Source organism: Helicobacter anatolicus (assembly GCF_021300615.1).
Classification (GTDB): domain Bacteria; phylum Campylobacterota; class Campylobacteria; order Campylobacterales; family Helicobacteraceae; genus Helicobacter_H; species Helicobacter_H anatolicus.
Genome location: NZ_JAJTMY010000002.1, coordinates 188,601 through 209,271 on the forward strand (window position 1 = coordinate 188,601; position 20,671 = coordinate 209,271).

The window sequence follows — 20,671 nt, forward strand, 5'->3', positions numbered from 1 at the left end:
AATTTGAAAATAGCAATATGCCAGACAAATAATGTGCCGCTTCAAAAAGAAAGTTTGGAAATTTATTTTAGATATGTAGAAAAAGATAGTGTGGTTGTTTTTGGAGAGTATGTTTTTGATTTGTTTTTGAGTGAATTACAAAAAACTTCTAAGGATATGATTGCGCAATTGAGTATGCAAAAGTTGGAATTATTACAATCAATGGCCAAAGATTATAGAGTTGTGATTATTGCACCTTTGATTACTACGGATGAAAAAAATAAGCTTTATAAGCAAATTGCAGTAATTGATTCTAAAAAAACACAATTTTATATGCAGCAATGTTTGATTGAGTATGAACATTGGAATGAGAGAAAGTTTTTTGATAATCCTAAAAATAAACGCTTGAAAACACCTCTAGTTTTTGAATATAAAGGTATGCGCATTGGTGTAATATTTGGGTTTGAAATACATTTTGATGCTTTATGGCTCAAACTTAAAGAAGAAAATGTCGATATGGTTATAATGCCTACTGCTTCTGCTTTGCAAAGTAATGAGAGATGGGAAATGCTTTGTAGAATGCGCGCTTTTTGTAACGGGTGTGCCTTATTAAGAGTTAATCGTGTGGGTAGATCTACTTTGGAAAAGCATAATATAGAATTTTATGGTGAGAGTTTTTTTGTCACTCCTAATGGAAACTTGATGACAAAAATGAGAAATAATGATGAAATTTTATGCCTTGAGATACAAAAAGAACAGATTGTTAATGAGGCAAAAGAGTGGGGATTTAGAACTTTTAAATCAATAAAAGGAAAGAAAAAATGAGCGCAAAAGAAGTAACTCAAAAATTAGAAAGTATTTTTAATGAACATAAGAATGATTTTTTATCTTTTGAAAAGGTTGCAGAAGTATTGGCAAAAATGCCAACAGCAGCACAAGTAAAGAAGATTCGTGAGCTTTGTAAAAATTATGAAGTTAAGTTGGTAAGTTCCTCAGAATTGGCAAAAACGCTAAATATTAAAGATAAAATCAAGCAAGCAGAGGAAAAGCGAAAGATTTTGAATGAAGAGCTTGATAGTGAATTTGACTTAATGAAAGAAAGGGACTTATTAGAATGGAGTCGTAGTGATAGTCCTGTGCGTATGTATTTGCGTGAAATGGGACAAATTGAACTATTGACAAAAGAAGATGAAGTAGAGCTTAGTCAACAAATTAAGCTGGGTGAAAATATTATTCTTGATGCAATTTGTTCTGTACCTTATTTAATTGATTTTATTTATGATTATCGTGAGGCATTGATCAATCGTGAGCGTAGAGTAAAAGAATTGTTTAAAAGCTTTGATGATGAGAGTGAAGAAGAGCAGGATACTTCTAATAACGAAGAAGAAAACGAAGAAGAGGAGAGCGAAGAGGAAGAGAGTAAAAAGCCAATTTCTAAAAAAGATCAAAAACGCGTTGAAAAAGTTTTAGAGAGTTTTAAGGCGTTAGATACAGCAAAAAAAGATTGGTTGAAGTTTTTGGAAGGGGGTGCTAATAATGAAGATGAAGATGAGTGGATTTTTATTTTAGGTTTGGCACATAAACAGCAAGTTTTAAAAGAAAAACTATTAGATCTTGGCCCAACAAGTAAGCTTATTACTGAACTTGTAAAAGCAATGGAAAATACATTAAAAAGTGGTGATGGGTTTGAAAAAGAATTAAAGCGTTTGGAATATCGTTTACCACTTTTTAATGATGTTTTGGTGGAAAACCATAAGAAGATTTTAGAAAATATTACAAATATGTCTCGAGAGGATATTGTAGCTACTGTTCCAGAAGCAACAATGGTAAACATCTATATGGATATTAAAAAATTATTTCAAACTAAAGAGGCAAGCGAAGAGGGGTTTGATCTTGAACCTGAAAAACTCAAAGAAATTTTAGAACAAATTAAACGTGGTAAGGTTATCTCTGATAAGGCAAAAAATAAGATGGCAAAGTCAAATTTGCGTCTTGTGGTGAGTATTGCAAAGCGTTATACAAATCGAGGATTACCATTTTTAGATTTGATACAAGAGGGGAATATTGGTTTAATGAAAGCAGTAGATAAATTTGATTATAAGCGTAATTTTAAATTTTCTACTTACGCGACTTGGTGGATTCGACAGGCGATTTCAAGAGCAATTGCAGATCAGGCAAGGACGATTAGAATTCCTATTCACATGATTGAAACGATTAATAGAATTCACAAGATTATGCGAAAACATCTTCAAGAAACAGGAAAAGAACCCGATGTAGAAACAATAGCAGAAGAAGTTGGGCTTAGTGTAGATAAAGTCAAACATGTGATTAAAATTACAAAAGAGCCAATTTCTTTGGAAGCACCAATTGGTAGTGATGATGATGGAAAGTTTGGTGATTTTGTAGAGGATAAAAATTCTACAAATGCGATGGATCAAATTATGAAAGAGGATTTGCGAGCACAGATTTTTGAAGTATTAGATCAGTTAAATGAAAGGGAGCAGGCTGTAATTCGGATGCGATTTGGTCTATTGGATGATGAGAGTGATAGGACTTTAGAGGAGATTGGTAAAGAATTGAATGTGACAAGAGAGAGGGTAAGACAGATAGAGTCTAGTGCAATTAAAAAATTAAAACATCCTAAAGTTGGCAGAAAATTAAAAAGCTATATTGAAGAGTAAAATCTCTTCATTGTTTCTTTTTTAAATTCCCCACCAAAAACAAGAGATTAAAAAATTTATTGTGTAAAAAAATATTATTAAAATAAATAGTGGCATAAAACTTTTATATAAAAATAAAATTTGTATTAGTACTAAAGAAATAAAAGAGATGATGCAAGGCTATCTATTTTAGAAATGTGAGTCGAGAATATTTGTATTGTTATAAAAATTAAAATGAAGTGAAATAGCAATCTTCTATTTATAGGATTTTATAAATAGAAGATAAGTAAAAACTAAGAGAGAATTAATCTTTTTGGTTTCTCATCCAAGTAGGGGTATCAAGATCATCCATATTGAAATTTTCACCACCACTAATTTTTATAATTGATGTAGTATCGATATTTCTTAAAATACCTTGTTGCTCTTTAGATGATGGAGTTGTCGCAGGTTGTGTTGTATTATTTACAATATCTTTTTCAAAACCTGTTGCAATAATTGTTACTTTAACTTCATCTTTTTGGAAAGTGTCAGATGTGTGAGTACCAAAAACAATATCTGCATCCTCGTTGGCAGTCTCATAAACAAGATTCATAGCTTGATTAATTTCTATTAAAGGATAATCTGGATGGATTTCAAAGGATATAAGAACACCCTTGGCACCTTTAATAGAAAGATTATCAAGCAAAGGAGATTCTATAGCCTTTTTTACTGCTTCAATTGCAGAATCTTCTCCACTGGCTTCGCCAATACCCATGAGAGCTAGTCCTCTGTATTGCATAATGGTTTTGAGGTCTGCAAAGTCTGTATTAATATCATTGTTATTACTCTTTTTGATTACAATGCTAGAAATACCATTTACCGCACGAGCCAAAACAGAATCTACTTCTTTAAAACTCTCTTTGATTCCTGTATTGCGACTAACAATAGAGAGCAATTTTTCATTAGGAATAACTACAATCCCATCAGTGTTATCTCTAAGTTCTTTTAATCCTTCATCTGCAAATTTTGATCTTTTTTTACCTTCCATTTGAAATGGCTTAGTTACTATTGCAATAGTAAGTGCACCTAATTCTTTTGCAGCTTTGGCAATAATAGGCGCAGCTCCTGTTCCTGTGCCACCACCAAGACCAGCAGAAATAAGAACAATATCTGCACCATCTAAATTTTCCTTAATAGTTTCATAGCTCTCTTGTGCTGCTTCTTTTCCAACTTCAGGTCTTGCTCCTGCTCCCAATCCTTTAGTAAGCTTTTCACCAAGTGTAATTTTCTTATTAATAGGAGAAGCATTGAGGTGTTGTATATCTGTGTTGGCAACAACTAGTGAGATATTATCTCCTTCACCTGTGTTAAAAAGGTGGGCAATTGTATTGGATCCACCACCACCAACACCAATAGCAATGATTTTTGCTCCTAGAGATGAAGAATTTTCTTTGTGGGATTGTAGCTGTTCGTTGTTCATCGATTATTCCTTTAAAATAATTTACTTAGCATTCCTTTAAAAGCTTCTGCAAGACTTTTTTTCTTGTGGATTATAACAGATTTTTGCATATTTTTCTCATTTTTTGGGAAATTATTTGAAAGATTGCTTAAGTCTGTGTGAATATGTGTATCATTATCCTGAATGACAATTTCATTATAGGTTTTGCTAATCTTATGGCGTATAATTTTTTTAGAATCACGCTCATAGTTTGTATGTTTTCCTATACCATAGAGTATAAGACCAATAACAACTGCATTGCTTTCATCATTAAGTTCTTCTGCATTAAGTCCTTTGATTTCTATAGGTTTTGCAATACGAATAGGTAATTTGAAAAACATTTCAGCAATTTTAATAATATTGTTAAGTTTTGTCATACCTCCTGTTAGCACTAAAGCACCAATTTGCTCTTGAAGACCGCTTTGTTGAATAAAGCCATGAAGAATAGAAAAAGTCTCAGTTACTCTAGCGGTAGCAGTGTTCCAGATCATTTCTTTTGAGATTAGAAAGCTTCCAGGTTTACCTACATAAGGGATTTCAAGTTGTCCTTCAAGATCTTGCGGAGATCCTGCAAGGTCAATATGTTTGATTTTTATTTCTTCTGCAGCAGCTTTTGTGGTATTAAAGGCTAAGGCAATATCGTTGTTAATATGTTCTGAACCTACGGGTAAAATATAATTGGCACGCATGGAGTTACCAAGGTAGATCATGATATTGCAACTTTCTCCACCCATATCAATGCAAGCTGCACCCAATTCTTTTTCTTCATCAATAAGTGTGGAAAGAGAAGAAGCATAAGAAGATAATACAATATTGTCAATTTCTACACCGGCAGCATTGATTGTTTTTTTGAAAGTATCAAGACTTGTTTTTTTAACAGTGACAATGTGAACAAAGGCTTCAAATCTTGAACCAGCCATACCAATAGGGTCTTCTACATAATCTTGATCATCAAGCTTGAATCTAAAAGGTAAAATATGGATTACTTCATGATCTGATGGAACGGTAGAATTATAGAGGGCAGTTTCTAGCACTCTAGTAACTTCTTTAATAGTAATCTCATTATTTGCAACATTTACGACAGCTGAGCTATTAAAACTTTTTGTGTAACTACCAGAAAGAGAGACTATGGCGCTAGGAAGATTTTCTACCCCTGCCATTCTTTTACTTTCATTGATTGCATTTTTTATGGCTTGTGCGGCAAGTTCAATGTTATTGATCATACCTTTTTTGATGCCTTGAGATTTTTGCTTGCCATAACCGATTACATGAGGTTCGTTATCTCTTATTTCTGCAATTGCTGTGCAAATTTTTGTTGAGCCAATATCTATGGCTAAGATTTTGTTATTCAAGTGAGACTCCTATTGCGAAATTTGATTATTATAGATTTTTGTCGGATATTTTTTAGAAATATATTCCATTAGTGCATTAGAAATATATTGATACTTAATATTTTGTACCAAAGGAATTAAATTACTTGGCGTTTCATTCGGAAGCATCTGTTTTTCGATCTTATAGATAAATGCCTGATCATCAAGCATAATCACATCGCTTTGTTTTTTTGAATTAAAAATATTGCCAACAATTAAAGTGAAATATTTTTCATCAATATTTGCAAAATTCGCAGAAGCAAGATTGTTGATTTTTGCTTTTTTACCCTTAAAATTTTGCAATTGTTTTTGAGCAAATTCTTTGAGTTCTTTAAGCTGTAAATCATTTTCTAAGTCTTTTTGCGCCTGTTGTTTGGCTTGTATAAAATCTTGAATACTTTGTGGTTTAAGCTCTTTGATTTTTCCGATGATATAGTTTTGTTCATCATAAAGTATAGGAGTTATAACTTCTCCTTGTTTAAGAGTTTGGAGCTGTTCGCGTAATTCTTGATTATTGAATTTAGGATCCAGGGTGATTTGAAGGGTTGAAATCTCAAGATCTTGTAAATCATCTTTTTTGAATTTACTTTTTAATCTAAGTGCATTTTCTTTTGCTTTTTGAGTTTGATAATCTTTTATTACTTGTTTTTTTACCACATCAAAACTAGATAGTTGGCCTGCACTATCAAGATAGAGTGTCTTGTTTTCATTGTAAAATTCTTGTAGGGCCGAATCCGTATACTCTTGTTTTGCTATAGCAATTTTTGTGATTAATAGAGTTGCTTGTGGGTAGTTGATATATTTTTCTTTATTTTTTTCCCAATACTCCTTAATGGATTCTTGTGTGATTTTTTGTTTTAATGGTTGGAGTTTGAAAGATGTGTATTCTATAGTGTCTGTCAGAGCAAAAGATGCACCTATGCTTTTTTGTTCAAGTGTTGTAATCGAGGTGGGAAATAAAGTAAGGAGTTTTTGGATTAATAGACTTTCGCGAATAGATTCTTCAAAAAACTTTGTTGTCAAACGATTATTTTTGAGAACTTCAGTGTAGAGATTTTTGTCAAAAACACCATTATTTTGAAAGGCTTCATACTTTAAAATAAAATCTCTTACTTCATTATCAGTAATTCTTAATCCAATATCTAATGCAAAATTTTGTAATTTCGCTTTTTGAATGAGTTGTTGCAATGCAATAGAATCAATTTTAAAAGTCTTTGCTTGTTCTGGTGTGAGATTTCCTCCTAATAATTCATTGTATTCATTAAATGTTTTTTCATAAGCAAATTGAAATTCTTGGTTAGAAATTTTGATTTTTCCCACTTTAGCAACATTGTCTCCAGATAAAGAAATATCACTTGGATTCCATCCTACCATACCAGCAAAGACAAGTGCAATAACGCTAACCCAGATTGTTACTACAAGGTATTTTTTATGGCGTTGCATCCATTCTATCATTTGATGTCCTTAATTTCTTTATAAATAAAGCTTTGAATCTGTTTAGATGTTATTGTTATGTGTTTATTTAAAACTTTTAATAATTTATTTAAAAGTCAGCAATTTTTAATTTCAAATACACTACAGATTCTTTGAGAGTATTGAAAATAAGATTAAGTTTTGATGAAAAATTAGGAAACTTGAATCTATAAATCAAATACTGATATCTCGCGTAATTATATCAGAATAAACACCTAAAATTGATTTAAAAAAATAAAAAATTAACGATTTTATTAGATTTATTTAAACTTTATTGTTCTTTAAAGGTATTGCATAATTTTTAAAAACAGCGATCCTGAGATGCAGGGATCGGAGGTTTTAAAATAGACCATTGAGATATTTTAAAAAACAAGAGGAGTAGGGTAATAAATAATAATTTTGGGATTTTTTAATTTTTATAGTATAATCTCGCAAATCTTATTATGTGTAGAGTTAGTAATTTTTTTGGCTTTTATATTATATCGTGGATTAGAGGTATTTCTTAGCATATTTAGTTAGTGATTATTTTTATAGGGTGTAATTATGAATAAAAAAAATAAGCGTGTTTTGGTTAAATTTTCTGGTGAAGCTATGGCAGGAGCTAATGGTTTTGGTATTGACACAGAGATTTTGCGTTATATTGCAGGTGAAATTAAATTGTTGGCGGAAAACAATATTGAGGTTGGTATTGTAATTGGTGGGGGGAATATTATTAGAGGTGTAACTGCTTCTGCTGGAGGGATTATACGAAGAACCAGTGGTGATTATATGGGTATGTTAGCAACTGTGATTAACGCAGTGGCAATGCAAGAAGCATTAGAATATATTGGTTTGGATGTGCGTGTGCAAAGTGCTTTGGAAATTAAAGAAATTTGTGAAAGTTATATTTATCGCAAAGCTATACGCCATTTGGAAAAGGGGCGCGTAGTGATTTTTGGTGCAGGTACAGGGAATCCATTTTTTACAACCGATACCGCTGCAACTTTGAGGGCTGTAGAAATTGATGCAGATATGATTATTAAGGCAACTAAAGTAGATGGTGTATATACAAAAGATCCTGAAAAGTTTAAAGATGCTGTTAAACTAGATATTTTAAGTTATGATGATGCTTTGAAAGAAAATATAAAAGTCATGGATGATACAGCAATAGCACTAGCAAAAGTTAATCGCTTACCAATTGTTGTGTGTAATATGTTTAAAGAACAAAATCTTTTTGAAATTATTAAAAATGGTGCGGGCATTTGCTCGATTGTAAAATAAATCATTAATTAAGGAGTTCAAATGAGAATAGAAGAAATTATTGCAAAGGCGTTAGAACAAACATCAAATGATAGATATATTTTGTCAAATATGGTATTCACACGCGTGAAACAATTGGAAAATGGAGCACAGCCTTTGGTATCTGCTAATATTAAAGTTGATAAACTTGCTGATATTGCGATGATGGAAATTGCTGCTGGGAAAATCAAACTTGAAAAAATGAGTTAATCTTTGAGCGTGTGTATTGGATTTTGGTAAATTAGCAAAAATTAAAGATCCTAAAGATGGTATAGAAAAGCTTTTTTCTATTAAATCACCAACGCCAAAATTGCAACATGCTTTAGAAATTGCTACAAAATATCACGAAGGCCAGTATCGTAAGAGCGGTGAGCCTTATATTGTTCATCCTATTTGTGTTGCCTGTATTGTTGCAAATTACGGTGGGGATGATTCTATGGTTTGTGCTGCATTATTGCATGATGTGGTAGAAGATACAGATTATAGTATAGAATCTGTTGAAAAAAATTTTGGCAAAGATGTTGCTAATTTGGTTGATGCATTAACTAAAATTTCTGAGGTTCGCAAAGAAGAGTTGCAAACAAAGGCCTCAGAAAAAATTATTATCACTGCATTGACTTTTAGAAAGATGCTTGTTGCAGCAGTTAAAGATCCAAGAGCTTTAGTCGTAAAAATTAGTGATAGATTACATAATATGTTAACTCTTGATGCATTGTCTGAAGTAAAACAAAAAAGTATTTCTGAAGAGACACTTGTAGTTTATGCTCCTATTGCACATCGTCTTGGCATCTCTTCTATTAAAAATGAATTGGAGGATCGGGGATTTTATTATCTTTTTCCACAAGAGTATCAAAAAATTAAAAGTTTTTTAGAGCAAAATAATCAGCCTTTTTCTTTGCGACTTCATCAATTTACAGAAAAAATCCAAAGCTTGCTTTTAAAAAATGGATTTATAGAAGGGGATTTTAAGATTGAAAATCGTGTAAAACGCCCTTATTCTATTTATTTGAAAATGCAGAGAAAGGGTGTAGATATTGATGAAATATTAGATCTTTTGGCGGTGCGAATTATTGTATCAGATGTCTTGCAATGTTATAAGGTTTTAGGAATTATTCATTCTTATTTTAAGCCTATTATGTCGCGTTTTAAGGATTATATTGCTTTGCCAAAAGAAAATGGTTATCAAACTATTCATACTACAGTTTTTAATGAATCTTTGGTGCATGAAATACAGATTCGCACATTTGATATGCATATCAGTGCACAATTTGGTGTTGCTGCTCATTGGAAATATAAAGCAGGTGCACTTCCACCAAATATGGATTGGCTAAATAATTTTGAATATCAAAATAATTCTATTGAAGAATTTTATGAGTTAGCAAAAAACGATTTATATCAAGAAGATATAGTAGTTTTTTCACCTGCTGGAGATACATACACATTGCCTGTTGGAGCAGTGGCATTAGATTTTGCTTATGCGATACATTCACAAATTGGAGATACCGCGTTTAAAGCATATGTAAATAACCAAAAAGCTTCTTTGTTGCAAGTATTAAAAAGTGGCGATATTGTGAGGATTATTACAAGTAAAACTGCATTGCCAAAGTATGCTTGGATTGATGAAGTAAAGACTTCTAGGGCAAAAAGTCGTTTAAAAACACAAAGACAAAATAGAATTAGAGATATAGAAAAAAAGAGTGCTATTAATATATTGGCAGGTATTTTTAATAAACGCCCTAAGACTTTTGAGAGATTTTTGTCTATTAAAGGTATTGCAACGCAAGGATTGTGGAAAGTTGTGAGAGATAAAAGTTTTTTCCATGAAACTATTTTTGCAATTAAGCAAATACTTATGAAAAATAGTGGATTTTTTGCAAGATTGCGATTAAATATTATTAAAGTAAAAAGCTTACGATTAGAGAGATTTATTGTATATACTACAAAAAACGTTCAAGAAGCAATTTATGATTGTTGTTGTCATCCTAAATATGGTGATGAAATTTTAGGAGTATATGTTAATCAAAGTGTAGTTGTACATCATAGATTGTGTGAAAAACTCTATGAAGAGATTATAAAAGAATCTCCCATGGTTTTTGTGGAGTGGATACAAGATGCATTGCCATCTTTTAAAGTAGTAGCTGCTTTGGAAGATAAAAAAGGGGGTATTGTAAGATTTTTGCATACTTTTTCTGAAAATCATTGTAACATTATAGGTTTAAATTATATGGCATATAAAAATCAATTTTCTGTAAATTGTGAAGTGATTTTTGAAGTTGATAAAAAAGAAATGAAAAATATTAAAGATATTTTGTTAAATCAATACAAAATAGTGGAGTTTAAAAGTATGCAGGATGCATATAAGAATGAAGGAGTATGAAGAGTGGAAGCATTAGAGATAAAGATTGAAGAGGCTATGGATGAGCTTAAAAGAGGCTGTGTGGAATTTATTGGAGAAGATTATATTAAAGGACTTGTAAAAAAATTTTTTGAAAATAATCAGAGGTTTATAGTAAAAGCAGGATTTGATCCTACTGCGCCTGATTTGCATTTAGGACATACTGTTTTACTGCAAAAAATGGCAACTTTTCAAAAATTCGGTGGAAATGTAAAATTTTTGATTGGTGATTTTACAGCAAGAATAGGAGATCCTTCTGGGAAAAGTGAAACAAGAAAGCCTTTGAGTGAAGAAGAAGTGGAGCAAAATGCTAAAACCTATAAAGAACAAGTTTTTAAAGTTTTAGATCCTAAATATACAGAAATTTGTTTTAACTCCCAATGGCTAAATACATTGGGGGCAGAGGGGATGATAATTTTGACAACAAAGTTTTCTGTTGCCAGAATGTTAGAAAGAGATGATTTTGAAAAACGCTATAAAAATAATATGCCAATTAGTATGGTGGAATTTATTTATCCATTGTTACAGGGTTATGATTCTGTAGTATTGGAATGTGATATAGAGCTTGGTGGGAATGATCAAAAATTTAATTTATTGATGGGGCGAAGTTTACAAAGATCCTATGGTTTAAATAAAGAACAATCTATTATGACTGTTCCTTTGCTGGAAGGATTGGATGGCGTTAATAAAATGAGTAAAAGTTTGAAAAATTATATTGGTGTTACAGAAGAATCTCAAGTAATGTATGCTAAAATTATGAGCATATCTGATGAATTAATGTGGAAGTATTATGAATTATTAAGTAGTAAATCTCTTGGAGAGATAAGAACGTTAAAGCAAAGGGTAGAAAATCAAGATTTGCATCCAAAAATAGCAAAAGAAATGTTGGCATTAGAGATTACAGAGAGATATCACACACAAGAAGATGCACAGATGGCAAAAGATGCTTTTGATAATGTTTTTGGAAAAAACAATATTCCTGAGGATATTGCGACAATGGAGTTTGAAAAAGGAGAGTGGATTTGCAAAGTGTTGGTAGATTCTAAGATTTGTCCTTCAACTTCGCAAGCAAGACGCGATATTAAAGCGGGTGCTATTAAAATTAATCAAGAAAAACTTCAGGATGAAAATTACAAGTTTGTAGAAGGAACTTATGTTCTACAAATGGGAAAAAGAAAATTTATTCGTATAATTATAAAGTAAAGGAAAAAAATGGAAACAACATTAAAACCATTAAAAATTGGGAAGTTTACTATCAAGTATCCAATTTTTCAAGGAGGGATGGGAGTGGGTATTAGCTGGGATGAACTTGCTGGCAATGTATCAAAACAAGGAGGACTTGGCATTATTAGTGCCGTAGGGACGGGCTATTATAAAAAAATGGGATTTGTAGAAAAGATTGTTGCTTCTAAGCCATTTGAAGCGATTAATTTTTATTCTAAAAATGCCTTGAATGAAATTTTTAAAAATGCAAGAAAAATTTGTGGTGATAAACCATTAGGAGCAAATATTTTATATGCTATCAATGAGTATGGACGTGTTGTGCGTGATGCTTGTGAGGCAGGGGCAAATTTTATTATTACAGGTGCGGGATTGCCAACTAATATGCCAGAATTTGTAAAAAACTTTCCTGATGTCGCGTTGATTCCTATTGTATCTTCAGCTAAGGCATTAAAAATATTATGCAGAAGATGGCAGGATCGTTATAAAAGATTGCCTGATGCTGTGATTATTGAAGGGCCATTGAGTGGCGGGCATCAAGGCTTTAAATATGAAGATTGCTTTAAAGAAGAATATCAGCTTGAGAACATTTTACCTCATGTAGTAGATGAAGCTAAGCAGTGGGGCGATATTCCTGTAATTGCGGCAGGAGGAATCTGGGATCGTTCTGATATTGACCGTATGATTTCTTTGGGAGCTAGTGGTGTGCAAATGGCAACACGCTTTTTGGGTACTCATGAATGTGATGCTAAGGCTTATGCAAAGATACTACCATTAATTAAGAAAGAAGATATTTTATTGGTCAAATCCCCTGTTGGATATCCTGCTAGAGCTTTAAATATGGGTGTGATTGAGCGTCTTAAAGAAGGAAATGCACCAAAAATAAGATGTATTAGCAATTGCGTATCACCTTGTCAGCGAGGTAAAGAAGCAAAAATGGTAGGATATTGTATTGCAGACAGCTTAGGTAAAGGACACTTAGGGGATTTGCAGGAAGGATTATATTTTAGTGGGGCAAATGGCTATAGAATCGATAAGATTCTGAGTGTGGAGGAATTGATAGGAGAATTAGTAAGAGGATAAATGCGTGCGTTATTTTGTTGCATTATTTTTTTATGTAATTTTTTAAATGCGAATAATTTAAAGATTCTTAAAGTAATACCTTTTGATACTTATAATTTAAAAATTATTTTTAATAAACCAGTTAAAAAAGATGATTTTATTATCAAAAGGTTGGATAAAAATAAAGTAATAATGGAAGTAGAAGCGACTTTAATTCCTTATTCTAGAAAGGTCTTTAATTTTCCTGGTAAAAATCAAATAGTCATTGGACAAAATACTCCAAAAATCGTGCGTATTGTTTTGGTAAATTATGGTAAAAAAGAATATAGCACGAACTTTTTTAATCAAAATCTCTATATAAAACTTCAAGAAAAAACAGGTATGCAACAAGAAGTGGGCACTAAAAAAAATATTGCAAGACCTGTAGTAAATAAGTCAAAAACCCTCACTCAAAGTGTATCTAATAATATATCTCCAAGGAAATATCGTGTGGTGATTGATCCTGGACATGGTGGTAAGGATTGTGGGGCAATGGCGGTAAATAAAATTTGTGAAAAAACTATTGTATTAGATGTAGCAAAACTTGTGAAAAAAAAGCTCAATGCAAAGAATTATCAGGTTTTTATGACACGTAATAGCGATGTATATATTGATTTGAAAGCACGAACAGATATGGCAAATGCAAAAAATGCAGATTTATTTATTTCTATTCATGCAAATTCTGTTGCAAAAACTGGAAATATTCATTCACAAGGTGTAGAAACTTATTTTCTTTCTACAGCAAGAAGTGAGCGCGCATTAGATGTTGCAGAGCAAGAAAATAAGGGGGATGTGAAGACAATGAGTTATTTTTCCAAACTTTCTTTTTTAAATACATTGAACTCGCATCGGCTTATTGCGTCTAATAAATTGGCCATTGATATACAAATTGGGATTTTGCGTGAATTAAAAAGAACATATAATAATGTTACAGATGGTGGGGTGCGTGAGGGGCCTTTTTGGGTTTTGGCTGGTGCTTTGATGCCTTCTGTACTAATTGAAATTGGGTATGTTTCTAATGCTGTAGAAGGGAGAAAACTTAGCACTAAGGAATATCAAGAGAGTTTGGCTAATGGTATTGTTAATGGTATAGATAGTTTTGTGACAAAAAATTTTTAAGGGACTGGATTGATTAAAATTTTTTCTTCTGGTATTTTATTTTTTTTTGTGGTGTTTGTATTTTTAGGAATCTTGGTTTCTGAAACTACGCAAGCTTTTTCACAATTGTTTTTTTTATTATGTAAAAGTAAAATAGCTTATAGTTTAATGATTAAAATGCTATGTTTTTTTATTTTTATTGTAGGTTTGCTGTATTTATTTGCTGCGCATTATCGTGAAAAAGAAGATTTTGCAAAAAATATCCTAGCATCTTGTGTTTGTATTTTTTTCTTATTTATTTTTATTTATCTAGTAAGTTTGCCGGAGGAGAACTATATTGATACTCTGCATTTTTATTCTTATAGAATTGCGTATTTGGATTTTTTTTCCTTGTTAGATTTAAATTTTTTTGAAATTTTAGTAGCGGGGTTTTTTTATGTATTTTTGTTGTTTCTCCCTTGTGTTTTTTTACTTTTTAATTGGCATTTTGATATTCAAAAACCTTTACATAATTTTGCATTAAAATTTTTTCCTTCAACAAATATTTGTATCATGGTGCTTATTGCAAGTGCTTTTCAACCCTATTATGATAAGGCTAATTTCTATCTTTATATTGATTTTTTCTTATTTATTATAGCTTTCATGATAATGATTTTTTTATTTTTTAAAAAGAAATTTTTATTTAATTTTTATGAATATGCAAATTTATTAATTCTTATTTTTTTAATACTACTTGTTTTGTCGTGTTCTGATATTTTAGCAAAGGCTAATTATTATAATGTGCGGTATTGTTTATATTTAATTGCATTTTTTTCTTGGTGCTGTGAGTGGATGTTTGGAGATTTGACAAAGAGTGAAAACGCATAGGTTTTTTAATACCTTGAAATAGTAATTGTCGGTAAAATCTCTTGAGTCCTAACATTTCTTTAGAGTCAATTTTATAATAAATATGCTTGAGATATTCTAGGATATATTTTTTATCAATATTGATTTTTTTTGCATACTGCTCAAGAATATAGTGAGGAATTTTGATTTTTTTTGCATTGAATTCTTTAGAGATTTTTTTATAGAGTTTTTGGTGGTTGTTGTAGCATAGTAACCCAAAAACAAATGGTGTATGATGAGTTTTAAACCACTCTCTACCCATATCAATATGAGGTTTATTTGCATAGTGATAACACAAAGCCCTGTCGCCAATTAATACTTCGCCTTGTAATTTTAAGACTTGAGAGAGAGCATTTGAAGTTGCAGATTGATAGTCTTTTTTTGATTCTTTGGGGAGTAATATTACACTCCACACATCTCCTTTTGCGATAATTCCACTTTTTGTATGTTTGTTTTTTATAAAAGAGTGAAAACCAGCAATTGAGGAAATAAAGCCTGCATCAATTCTTTTAAATAAAAATTCTTGATTAAGTTTTGCGGGGTAGGATTTGTGAATTTGTAAGAACTTTTTAAATCCTGAGGGCATAGGATAACTTTTGATAAAAACATCAAATGGTGCAAGATTGAGATAATCGATTTTTCCAAAACGCATAAAAACACTTTAATTTTTTGATAGTATTTTAAGGATTTTTTATTAATATCGAGGTTTTTATGGCATTGTTAAGTCTGATTGAAGTGAGCAAACAATTTGATCATAAAGTGATTTTGAATCGTGTAAGTTTGAGTATTGAAAATTCGGAGCGAGTAGCAATTATAGGAAAAAATGGAAGTGGTAAGTCTAGTCTTGTTAGAATTCTTTTGGGGGCACTTGATTTTGATGAAGGGAAAAGGGCGGTTAGAAATGATCTAAAAATTGTTAGTTTAGAGCAAAAAAGTTATTTTGACCCATTAAAATATGTATATGAGATTTGTGAGGAAAGTTTAGATGATTTGCGTTATGCACATTTAAGACTAAAGGAGATTGAAAAAATACTATCAACACGACAAGATAAGGCGCTATTGGAAGAACAAGCAGAATGTATTGATTTTATTACAAGACAAAACGCATGGAATTTGGAAGAAAAGATTAAAGAAATGCTAGAGCGTTTTGATCTTTATGATTTTAGAGATCGCTATGCTAATACCTTGAGTGGAGGGGAGCAAAAAAAACTTGCTTTGGCTACAATTTTGGTAAAAAAGGCAGATTTATTTATTTTGGATGAGCCAACTAATCATCTAGATGTAGAAAGTGTAGAGTTTTTAGAGGAACAGATTTTAAGATTACAAGGAAGTGTAGTTTTTATCAGTCATGATCGTTATTTTATTGATACATTGGCACATAGAATTTTAGAAGTAGATAATGGGGGGTTGCAAAATTTTTCTGGTGGATATCAAAAATATTTGCAAACCAAAGAGCAAATCTTGCATCAACTTACACAAGAACATGAAAATTTATTAAAGCTTTTGAAAAATGAAGAAGAATGGTTGCAAAGGGGTGTGCAAGCAAGAAGAAAACGTAATGAGGGTAGAAAGGCTAGGGTGATGGAGTTGCGCAAACAAGCGCGTAGTAATCCTTCTTTAATACGGAAAATGCAACTAGAATTACAAAGAGAACAGGGTGTGCTTAAGGAAAATCAACCTAAAAATAATAAAAAACTTTTATTTGAGCTTGATGGGGTCTGCAAAAGTATTGAAAATAAAGTATTGATAAAAGATTTTAGTTTTAGAATTTTACAAAATGAAAAAATTGCTATTGTGGGAAAAAATGGGAGTGGAAAATCTACTTTGTTGAAAATCTTGCTTGGTGAAAAGCAAGATAAGGGGAGTATTAAAAGAGGGGAAATTAGTGTTGGTTATTTTGACCAACAAAAGACATTTTTAGATGACAGTAAGACACTTTTAGAGACTTTTTGTCCAAATGGGGGAGATCATGTGGAAGTGTATGGTAAAAATATTCATGTATATGGTTATTTAAAAAACTTTTTATTTCCTAAAGAGTTGTTGGATCAAAAGATTGGAAATTTAAGTGGAGGGGAGAAAAATCGTGTGGGCTTAGCATTGCTTTTTACAAAAAAATATGATTGTTTGATACTAGATGAACCTACAAATGATTTGGATATACAAACTATTAATATTTTAGAGGAATATTTGCAGAATTTTCAAGGAAGTATTATTTTTGTGAGTCATGATCGTTATTTTGTAGATAAAATCGCCCATAAGCTTTTAGTTTTTCAAGGAAATGGCGTGATTGAAGAGAGTTATTTTTCTTATAGCGAGTTTTTGGAGAATCAAAAAGAACTACTTGAATATCAAAAAATTTCTGATGAATTAGTTAATGAAGAGGTAAAAAAAGCATTAGCAAATGAGCAAAAAAAGGAAAAAAAACAAGGCAAATTAAGTTATATGGAGCAGCGAGAGCTAGAAGAATTACCATTGATTATTGATACGCTTGAAAAAGAAATTAAAAAAAATGAGAGAGAACTATCAGATTCTAGTGTTTATGCAGAAAAAGGGGTGGTAAAAATTGCTGAGGAGTTAGAAGAGAAACGAGGAATTTTGGAAGAAAAATTAGAGAGATATTTTTTTTTAGAAGAAAAAAGACAAAACTTAATTTAAAGTGTCTATATAAAAACTAAAAATATGGTAGAATTGTGACAATTTATTTTTTAGTTTAAGCAAGGAGAAAAAATGCTTTTCGGCAATAAGGTAAGAGAAGAATTTATAGCACTAAAGAATCAGAATGATTATTTGCAAAGTGTAGTAGAAGCAATTAGAGGCGGTGTTCCCGGTGCTGTGTTGCAACCTAATGGTGTTATACTTGAAACCAATAGAAATTTATCTAATATATTTGAGATTCCTGAAGAGCAGGCAATTGGTAGGAGAGTGGAAGATTTTATTCATCCAGCTACAGCAAATAGTCAAGAGTTTTTGGCTGCATGGAGTGATGTGCAGTCTGGTAAAAATAGTTCTGTTTTATTGCGTTGCATTGGTAGAGGTGGTAAAAATCTTTGGTTGGAAACAAGCTTCTTGCCTATTAAAAATGCAAATAAACAAGTAATAAAAATTATTGTTTTTGCTCATGATATTACCAGAATCAAAGAAGAAGAGTTGAATTTGCAAAGTGCTATAAATGCAGTACAAAGATCCATGGCTATAATTGAATTTAAGCCAGATGGAAGTATTCTTTACGCAAATGATAACTTCTTGAGAACTATGGGGTATGCATTGGATGAAGTTGTGGGTAAGCATCATAGTATGTTTTGTGATCAAAAATATATCAAAACGCAAGATTATATAAAGTTTTGGGATGGATTAAGAAGTGGTAGTTATCAGTCTGGAATGTTTGAACGTATTGCTAAAAATGGCAAAGTTATTTATTTGGAGGCAAGTTATAATCCTATTTATGATGTTGATGGGAAGATTTATAAAGTAATTAAGTTTGCATCTAATGTTACAGGACAAATAGAAAGAGATAGACAAAAAAATGAACTCGCATTGAATCTTGCACAGGAAAATGATAAATTAACACGCGATGGAAAAGAAGTGATTGAGAAGACTGCGCAAAATGTAAGACATATTGCACAAACAATGCAAACAAGTTCAAGCCTTGTTATATCTTTGAATGCACAATCTGATGAAATTAAATCTATTATTCAAACTATTAAAGATATTGCTGATCAAACCAATCTTCTTGCGTTGAATGCAGCGATTGAAGCAGCAAGGGCAGGAGAGCATGGTAGAGGATTTGCAGTTGTTGCTGATGAAGTAAGAAAGCTTGCCGAAAGAACAGGAAGATCAATTACAGAAATTACAACTACTATTAACTCTATTAGGGATGTAACTTCGCAAGTTGTAGAATCTATTAATGTTTCTATTAATGAAGTAGAAAGTAGTGTAAAACTTGCCAATGAGGCAAAAGAATTTATGGATAAAATTCGTGCAAGTTCTGAAGAAGTTGCTGGTGCAATTTCTGTGCAATAATCTTTTTTGGGTAGAAATATTTGGAAGATAGATTTACGCGGACAAGATTTTTATTTGGGGATGATTTTGAATTATTTTCCGGTAAAAAGGTAATTATCTTTGGTGTAGGAGGAGTTGGAGGTTTTACACTGGATTGTCTTTATCGTGTTGGAATTGGGAATATTACTATTGTTGATAAGGATTTTTTTGATATTACTAATCAAAATCGTCAGATTGGATCCCATCAGATAGGAAAGGCAAAAGTTCATGTATTAGCAGAAATGTATCATGGTGTTATTCCCTTACAAGAAAAAGTAGATGAAGAGTTTATTAAGAATCATAATTTTGATCAGTATGATTATGTCGTTGATGCGATTGATGATATTCCTGCAAAGGTATTATTGGCAAAAAGATGTGAAAAGATGCTATATGGGACATATATTAGCTCTACAGGAAGTGCAAAAAAACTTAATCCATTAATGATTAAAGTTGATAGTATTTGGAATAGTTATGGTGATAGATTTGGTAGAAAAATGCGTGATGAGTTAAAAAAGAGTGGATTTAAAGGAAAGTTTAAAGTGGTTTTTAGTCCCGAGGAACCGAAGTGCAAGCAATTGGGGAGTTTTAGTGCGGTAACTGCGAGTTTTGGACTTCAAATTGGTAGTGAAATTATAAGAGATATTATAACGAGGAGATGAAATGTTAAATTGTTTTGTTTATAAGATGTATGAAGATGATGATTTTGATGATGAAGCAGAGTATTCTGATGACTTTGATGAAGAGGATGAAAAAGTAGGTCACTATTATAATGGATATGATGATGATGACTATCAAAATCCCGACAATGATTATGAAGAAGACTAATGAAAATCGCTTTAATACAACATGCATTTAAAACAACTAGAGAGGAAACTTGCTCTTATATTCTTCAAAAGATTAAAGAGGCTGCAAAACACTCAGAATTAGTGGTGTTGCAGGAATTGCATAATACGCACTATTTTTGTCAAAATGAAAATACGCAAAATTTTGATTTTGCTTGTCATTTTGATGAAGATATTGCATTTTATTCTCAAATTGCGAAAGAAAATCAAGTGGTGCTTGTTACCTCATTATTTGAAAGAAGGGCTGCAGGGCTTTACCACAATACTGCAGTAGTTTTTGAAAAAGATGGTAGCATTGCAGGAAAATATAGAAAAATGCATATTCCTGATGATCCAAATTTTTATGAGAAATTTTATTTTACACCTGGTGATATAGGTTTTAATCCTATATCTACAAGTGTAGGAAAGCTTGGTGTTTTGGTGTGCTGGGATCAATGGTATCCTGAAGCGGCACGTATTATGGCATTAAAGGGTGCAGAGGTTTTGATCTATCCTACTGCTATTGGATGGTTTAATGAAGATCCAGAGGATGAAAAACAAAGACAGCTTGATGCATGGATTGCTGTTCAAAGAGGACATGCAGTGGCTAATGGTATACCAGTTGTTGCAGTAAATCGTGTAGGGTTTGAAAAAGATGATAGCGCACAAAGTAATGGAATCTTGTTTTGGGGTTCATCATTTGTATTTGGACCTCAAGGTGAATTGATTGTGCAAGCAGGGGTAGAAAAAGAAGAAATTTTATATGCAGATCTTGATAAAAAATGTAGCGAGGAAGTGCGTAGAATTTGGCCATTTTTGCGTGATAGACGTATCGAAGATTATGCAGAAATTTTAAAAAGATATTGTGATTAAAA

The 20,671-nt window shown here is 31.7% G+C and carries 18 protein-coding genes; 14 read left to right on the top strand and 4 right to left on the bottom strand.

The window, feature by feature from the left end; translation table 11 throughout:
* The first annotated feature begins 3 nt into the window (after nucleotides 1-3).
* Nucleotides 4-804, top strand: coding sequence for a carbon-nitrogen hydrolase family protein (locus LW133_RS03630; protein ID WP_233076559.1), 801 nt, complete (start codon nucleotides 4-6; stop codon nucleotides 802-804).
* Nucleotides 801-2,660, top strand: coding sequence for an RNA polymerase sigma factor RpoD (gene rpoD / locus LW133_RS03635; protein WP_233076568.1), 1,860 nt, complete (start codon nucleotides 801-803; stop codon nucleotides 2,658-2,660). The genes LW133_RS03630 and rpoD overlap by 4 nt, the downstream gene beginning before the upstream one ends.
* Nucleotides 2,661-2,943: 283 nt before the next feature.
* Here rpoD and ftsZ read toward each other — a convergent pair whose 3' ends face one another.
* From ftsZ to LW133_RS03650, 3 genes are read right to left on the bottom strand one after another with little or no spacing between them, the layout of a single operon-like run.
* Nucleotides 2,944-4,098: a cell division protein FtsZ gene (gene ftsZ / locus LW133_RS03640; protein WP_233076570.1), complete on the bottom strand. Its 1,155-nt coding sequence runs from the start codon at nucleotides 4,096-4,098 to the stop codon at nucleotides 2,944-2,946.
* A gap of 11 nt (nucleotides 4,099-4,109) precedes the next feature.
* Nucleotides 4,110-5,468, bottom strand: a complete 1,359-nt coding sequence (ftsA, locus tag LW133_RS03645; protein WP_233076580.1) for a cell division protein FtsA — start codon at nucleotides 5,466-5,468, stop codon at nucleotides 4,110-4,112.
* A 9-nt stretch (nucleotides 5,469-5,477) separates the two neighbouring features.
* Nucleotides 5,478-6,941 carry a peptidylprolyl isomerase gene (locus tag LW133_RS03650; RefSeq protein WP_233076582.1) on the bottom strand — a complete coding sequence of 488 codons (1,464 nt, stop codon included), beginning with the start codon at nucleotides 6,939-6,941 and terminating at the stop codon, nucleotides 5,478-5,480.
* 561 nt (nucleotides 6,942-7,502) lie between these two features.
* Here LW133_RS03650 and pyrH point away from each other — a divergent pair.
* From pyrH to LW133_RS03685, 7 genes are read left to right on the top strand one after another with little or no spacing between them, the layout of a single operon-like run.
* Nucleotides 7,503-8,219: a UMP kinase gene (gene pyrH / locus LW133_RS03655; RefSeq protein WP_233076597.1), complete on the top strand. Its 717-nt coding sequence runs from the start codon at nucleotides 7,503-7,505 to the stop codon at nucleotides 8,217-8,219.
* Nucleotides 8,220-8,240: 21 nt separating this feature from the next.
* Entirely contained in the window at nucleotides 8,241-8,447 is a 207-nt protein-coding gene (locus LW133_RS03660; protein ID WP_233076606.1) for a DNA-directed RNA polymerase subunit omega, read from the top strand.
* A gap of 16 nt (nucleotides 8,448-8,463) precedes the next feature.
* Nucleotides 8,464-10,614, top strand: coding sequence for a RelA/SpoT family protein (locus LW133_RS03665; protein WP_233076608.1), 2,151 nt, complete (start codon nucleotides 8,464-8,466; stop codon nucleotides 10,612-10,614).
* 18 nt (nucleotides 10,615-10,632) lie between these two features.
* Nucleotides 10,633-11,835: a tyrosine--tRNA ligase gene (gene tyrS, locus LW133_RS03670; protein WP_233077010.1), complete on the top strand. Its 1,203-nt coding sequence runs from the start codon at nucleotides 10,633-10,635 to the stop codon at nucleotides 11,833-11,835.
* 9 nt (nucleotides 11,836-11,844) lie between these two features.
* On the top strand, nucleotides 11,845-12,936 hold the full coding sequence (locus LW133_RS03675) for a nitronate monooxygenase (RefSeq protein WP_233076610.1): 1,092 nt from the start codon (nucleotides 11,845-11,847) through the stop codon (nucleotides 12,934-12,936).
* Nucleotides 12,937-14,073, top strand: a complete 1,137-nt coding sequence (locus LW133_RS03680) for an N-acetylmuramoyl-L-alanine amidase family protein (protein ID WP_233076612.1) — start codon at nucleotides 12,937-12,939, stop codon at nucleotides 14,071-14,073. It abuts the gene before it with no gap.
* 9 nt (nucleotides 14,074-14,082) lie between these two features.
* Nucleotides 14,083-14,919 carry a hypothetical protein gene (locus tag LW133_RS03685; protein WP_233076614.1) on the top strand — a complete coding sequence of 279 codons (837 nt, stop codon included), beginning with the start codon at nucleotides 14,083-14,085 and terminating at the stop codon, nucleotides 14,917-14,919.
* On the opposite strand, the gene LW133_RS03690 is transcribed toward LW133_RS03685, so the two are convergent.
* The gene (locus LW133_RS03690) at nucleotides 14,819-15,589 is read right to left on the bottom strand and encodes an MqnA/MqnD/SBP family protein (RefSeq protein ID WP_233076616.1); all 771 of its coding nucleotides are present in this window, start codon (nucleotides 15,587-15,589) and stop codon (nucleotides 14,819-14,821) included. The two genes, LW133_RS03685 and LW133_RS03690, sit on opposite strands and share 101 nt — an antisense overlap.
* A gap of 59 nt (nucleotides 15,590-15,648) precedes the next feature.
* Here LW133_RS03690 and abc-f point away from each other — a divergent pair, with 59 nt between their 5' ends.
* The 5 genes from abc-f to LW133_RS03715 all read left to right on the top strand — a co-directional run bounded on the left by abc-f (nucleotide 15,649) and on the right by LW133_RS03715 (nucleotide 20,669).
* Complete coding sequence (gene abc-f, locus LW133_RS03695; protein ID WP_233076618.1) at nucleotides 15,649-17,592, top strand: ribosomal protection-like ABC-F family protein; 1,944 nt, start codon at nucleotides 15,649-15,651, stop codon at nucleotides 17,590-17,592.
* Between the two features lie 72 nt (nucleotides 17,593-17,664).
* Entirely contained in the window at nucleotides 17,665-18,957 is a 1,293-nt protein-coding gene (locus tag LW133_RS03700) for a methyl-accepting chemotaxis protein (protein WP_233076620.1), read from the top strand.
* A gap of 20 nt (nucleotides 18,958-18,977) precedes the next feature.
* Complete coding sequence (locus tag LW133_RS03705) at nucleotides 18,978-19,634, top strand: ThiF family adenylyltransferase (RefSeq protein ID WP_233076631.1); 657 nt, start codon at nucleotides 18,978-18,980, stop codon at nucleotides 19,632-19,634.
* 1 nt (nucleotide 19,635) lies between these two features.
* Nucleotides 19,636-19,800 carry a hypothetical protein gene (locus LW133_RS03710; RefSeq protein WP_233076633.1) on the top strand — a complete coding sequence of 55 codons (165 nt, stop codon included), beginning with the start codon at nucleotides 19,636-19,638 and terminating at the stop codon, nucleotides 19,798-19,800.
* A complete protein-coding gene (locus LW133_RS03715) occupies nucleotides 19,800-20,669 on the top strand; it encodes a carbon-nitrogen hydrolase (RefSeq protein WP_233076635.1) in 870 nt (289 codons plus the stop codon). The genes LW133_RS03710 and LW133_RS03715 overlap by 1 nt, the downstream gene beginning before the upstream one ends.
* Nucleotides 20,670-20,671: the final 2 nt, after the last annotated feature.

Bases quoted from the DNA above. Each gene is read 5' to 3' on its own strand.
- ftsZ (WP_233076570.1), bottom strand. From the start codon at position 4,098: ATGAACAACGAACAGCTACAATCCCACAAAGAAAATTCTTCATCTCTA.
- LW133_RS03710 (WP_233076633.1), top strand. From the start codon at position 19,636: ATGTTAAATTGTTTTGTTTATAAGATGTATGAAGATGATGATTTTGAT.
- LW133_RS03690 (WP_233076616.1), bottom strand. From the start codon at position 15,589: ATGCGTTTTGGAAAAATCGATTATCTCAATCTTGCACCATTTGATGTT.
- abc-f (WP_233076618.1), top strand. From the start codon at position 15,649: ATGGCATTGTTAAGTCTGATTGAAGTGAGCAAACAATTTGATCATAAA.
- LW133_RS03700 (WP_233076620.1), top strand. From the start codon at position 17,665: ATGCTTTTCGGCAATAAGGTAAGAGAAGAATTTATAGCACTAAAGAAT.
- LW133_RS03675 (WP_233076610.1), top strand. From the start codon at position 11,845: ATGGAAACAACATTAAAACCATTAAAAATTGGGAAGTTTACTATCAAG.
- LW133_RS03715 (WP_233076635.1), top strand. From the start codon at position 19,800: ATGAAAATCGCTTTAATACAACATGCATTTAAAACAACTAGAGAGGAA.
- pyrH (WP_233076597.1), top strand. From the start codon at position 7,503: ATGAATAAAAAAAATAAGCGTGTTTTGGTTAAATTTTCTGGTGAAGCT.
- LW133_RS03650 (WP_233076582.1), bottom strand. From the start codon at position 6,941: ATGATAGAATGGATGCAACGCCATAAAAAATACCTTGTAGTAACAATC.
- LW133_RS03680 (WP_233076612.1), top strand. From the start codon at position 12,937: ATGCGTGCGTTATTTTGTTGCATTATTTTTTTATGTAATTTTTTAAAT.
- rpoD (WP_233076568.1), top strand. From the start codon at position 801: ATGAGCGCAAAAGAAGTAACTCAAAAATTAGAAAGTATTTTTAATGAA.
- LW133_RS03660 (WP_233076606.1), top strand. From the start codon at position 8,241: ATGAGAATAGAAGAAATTATTGCAAAGGCGTTAGAACAAACATCAAAT.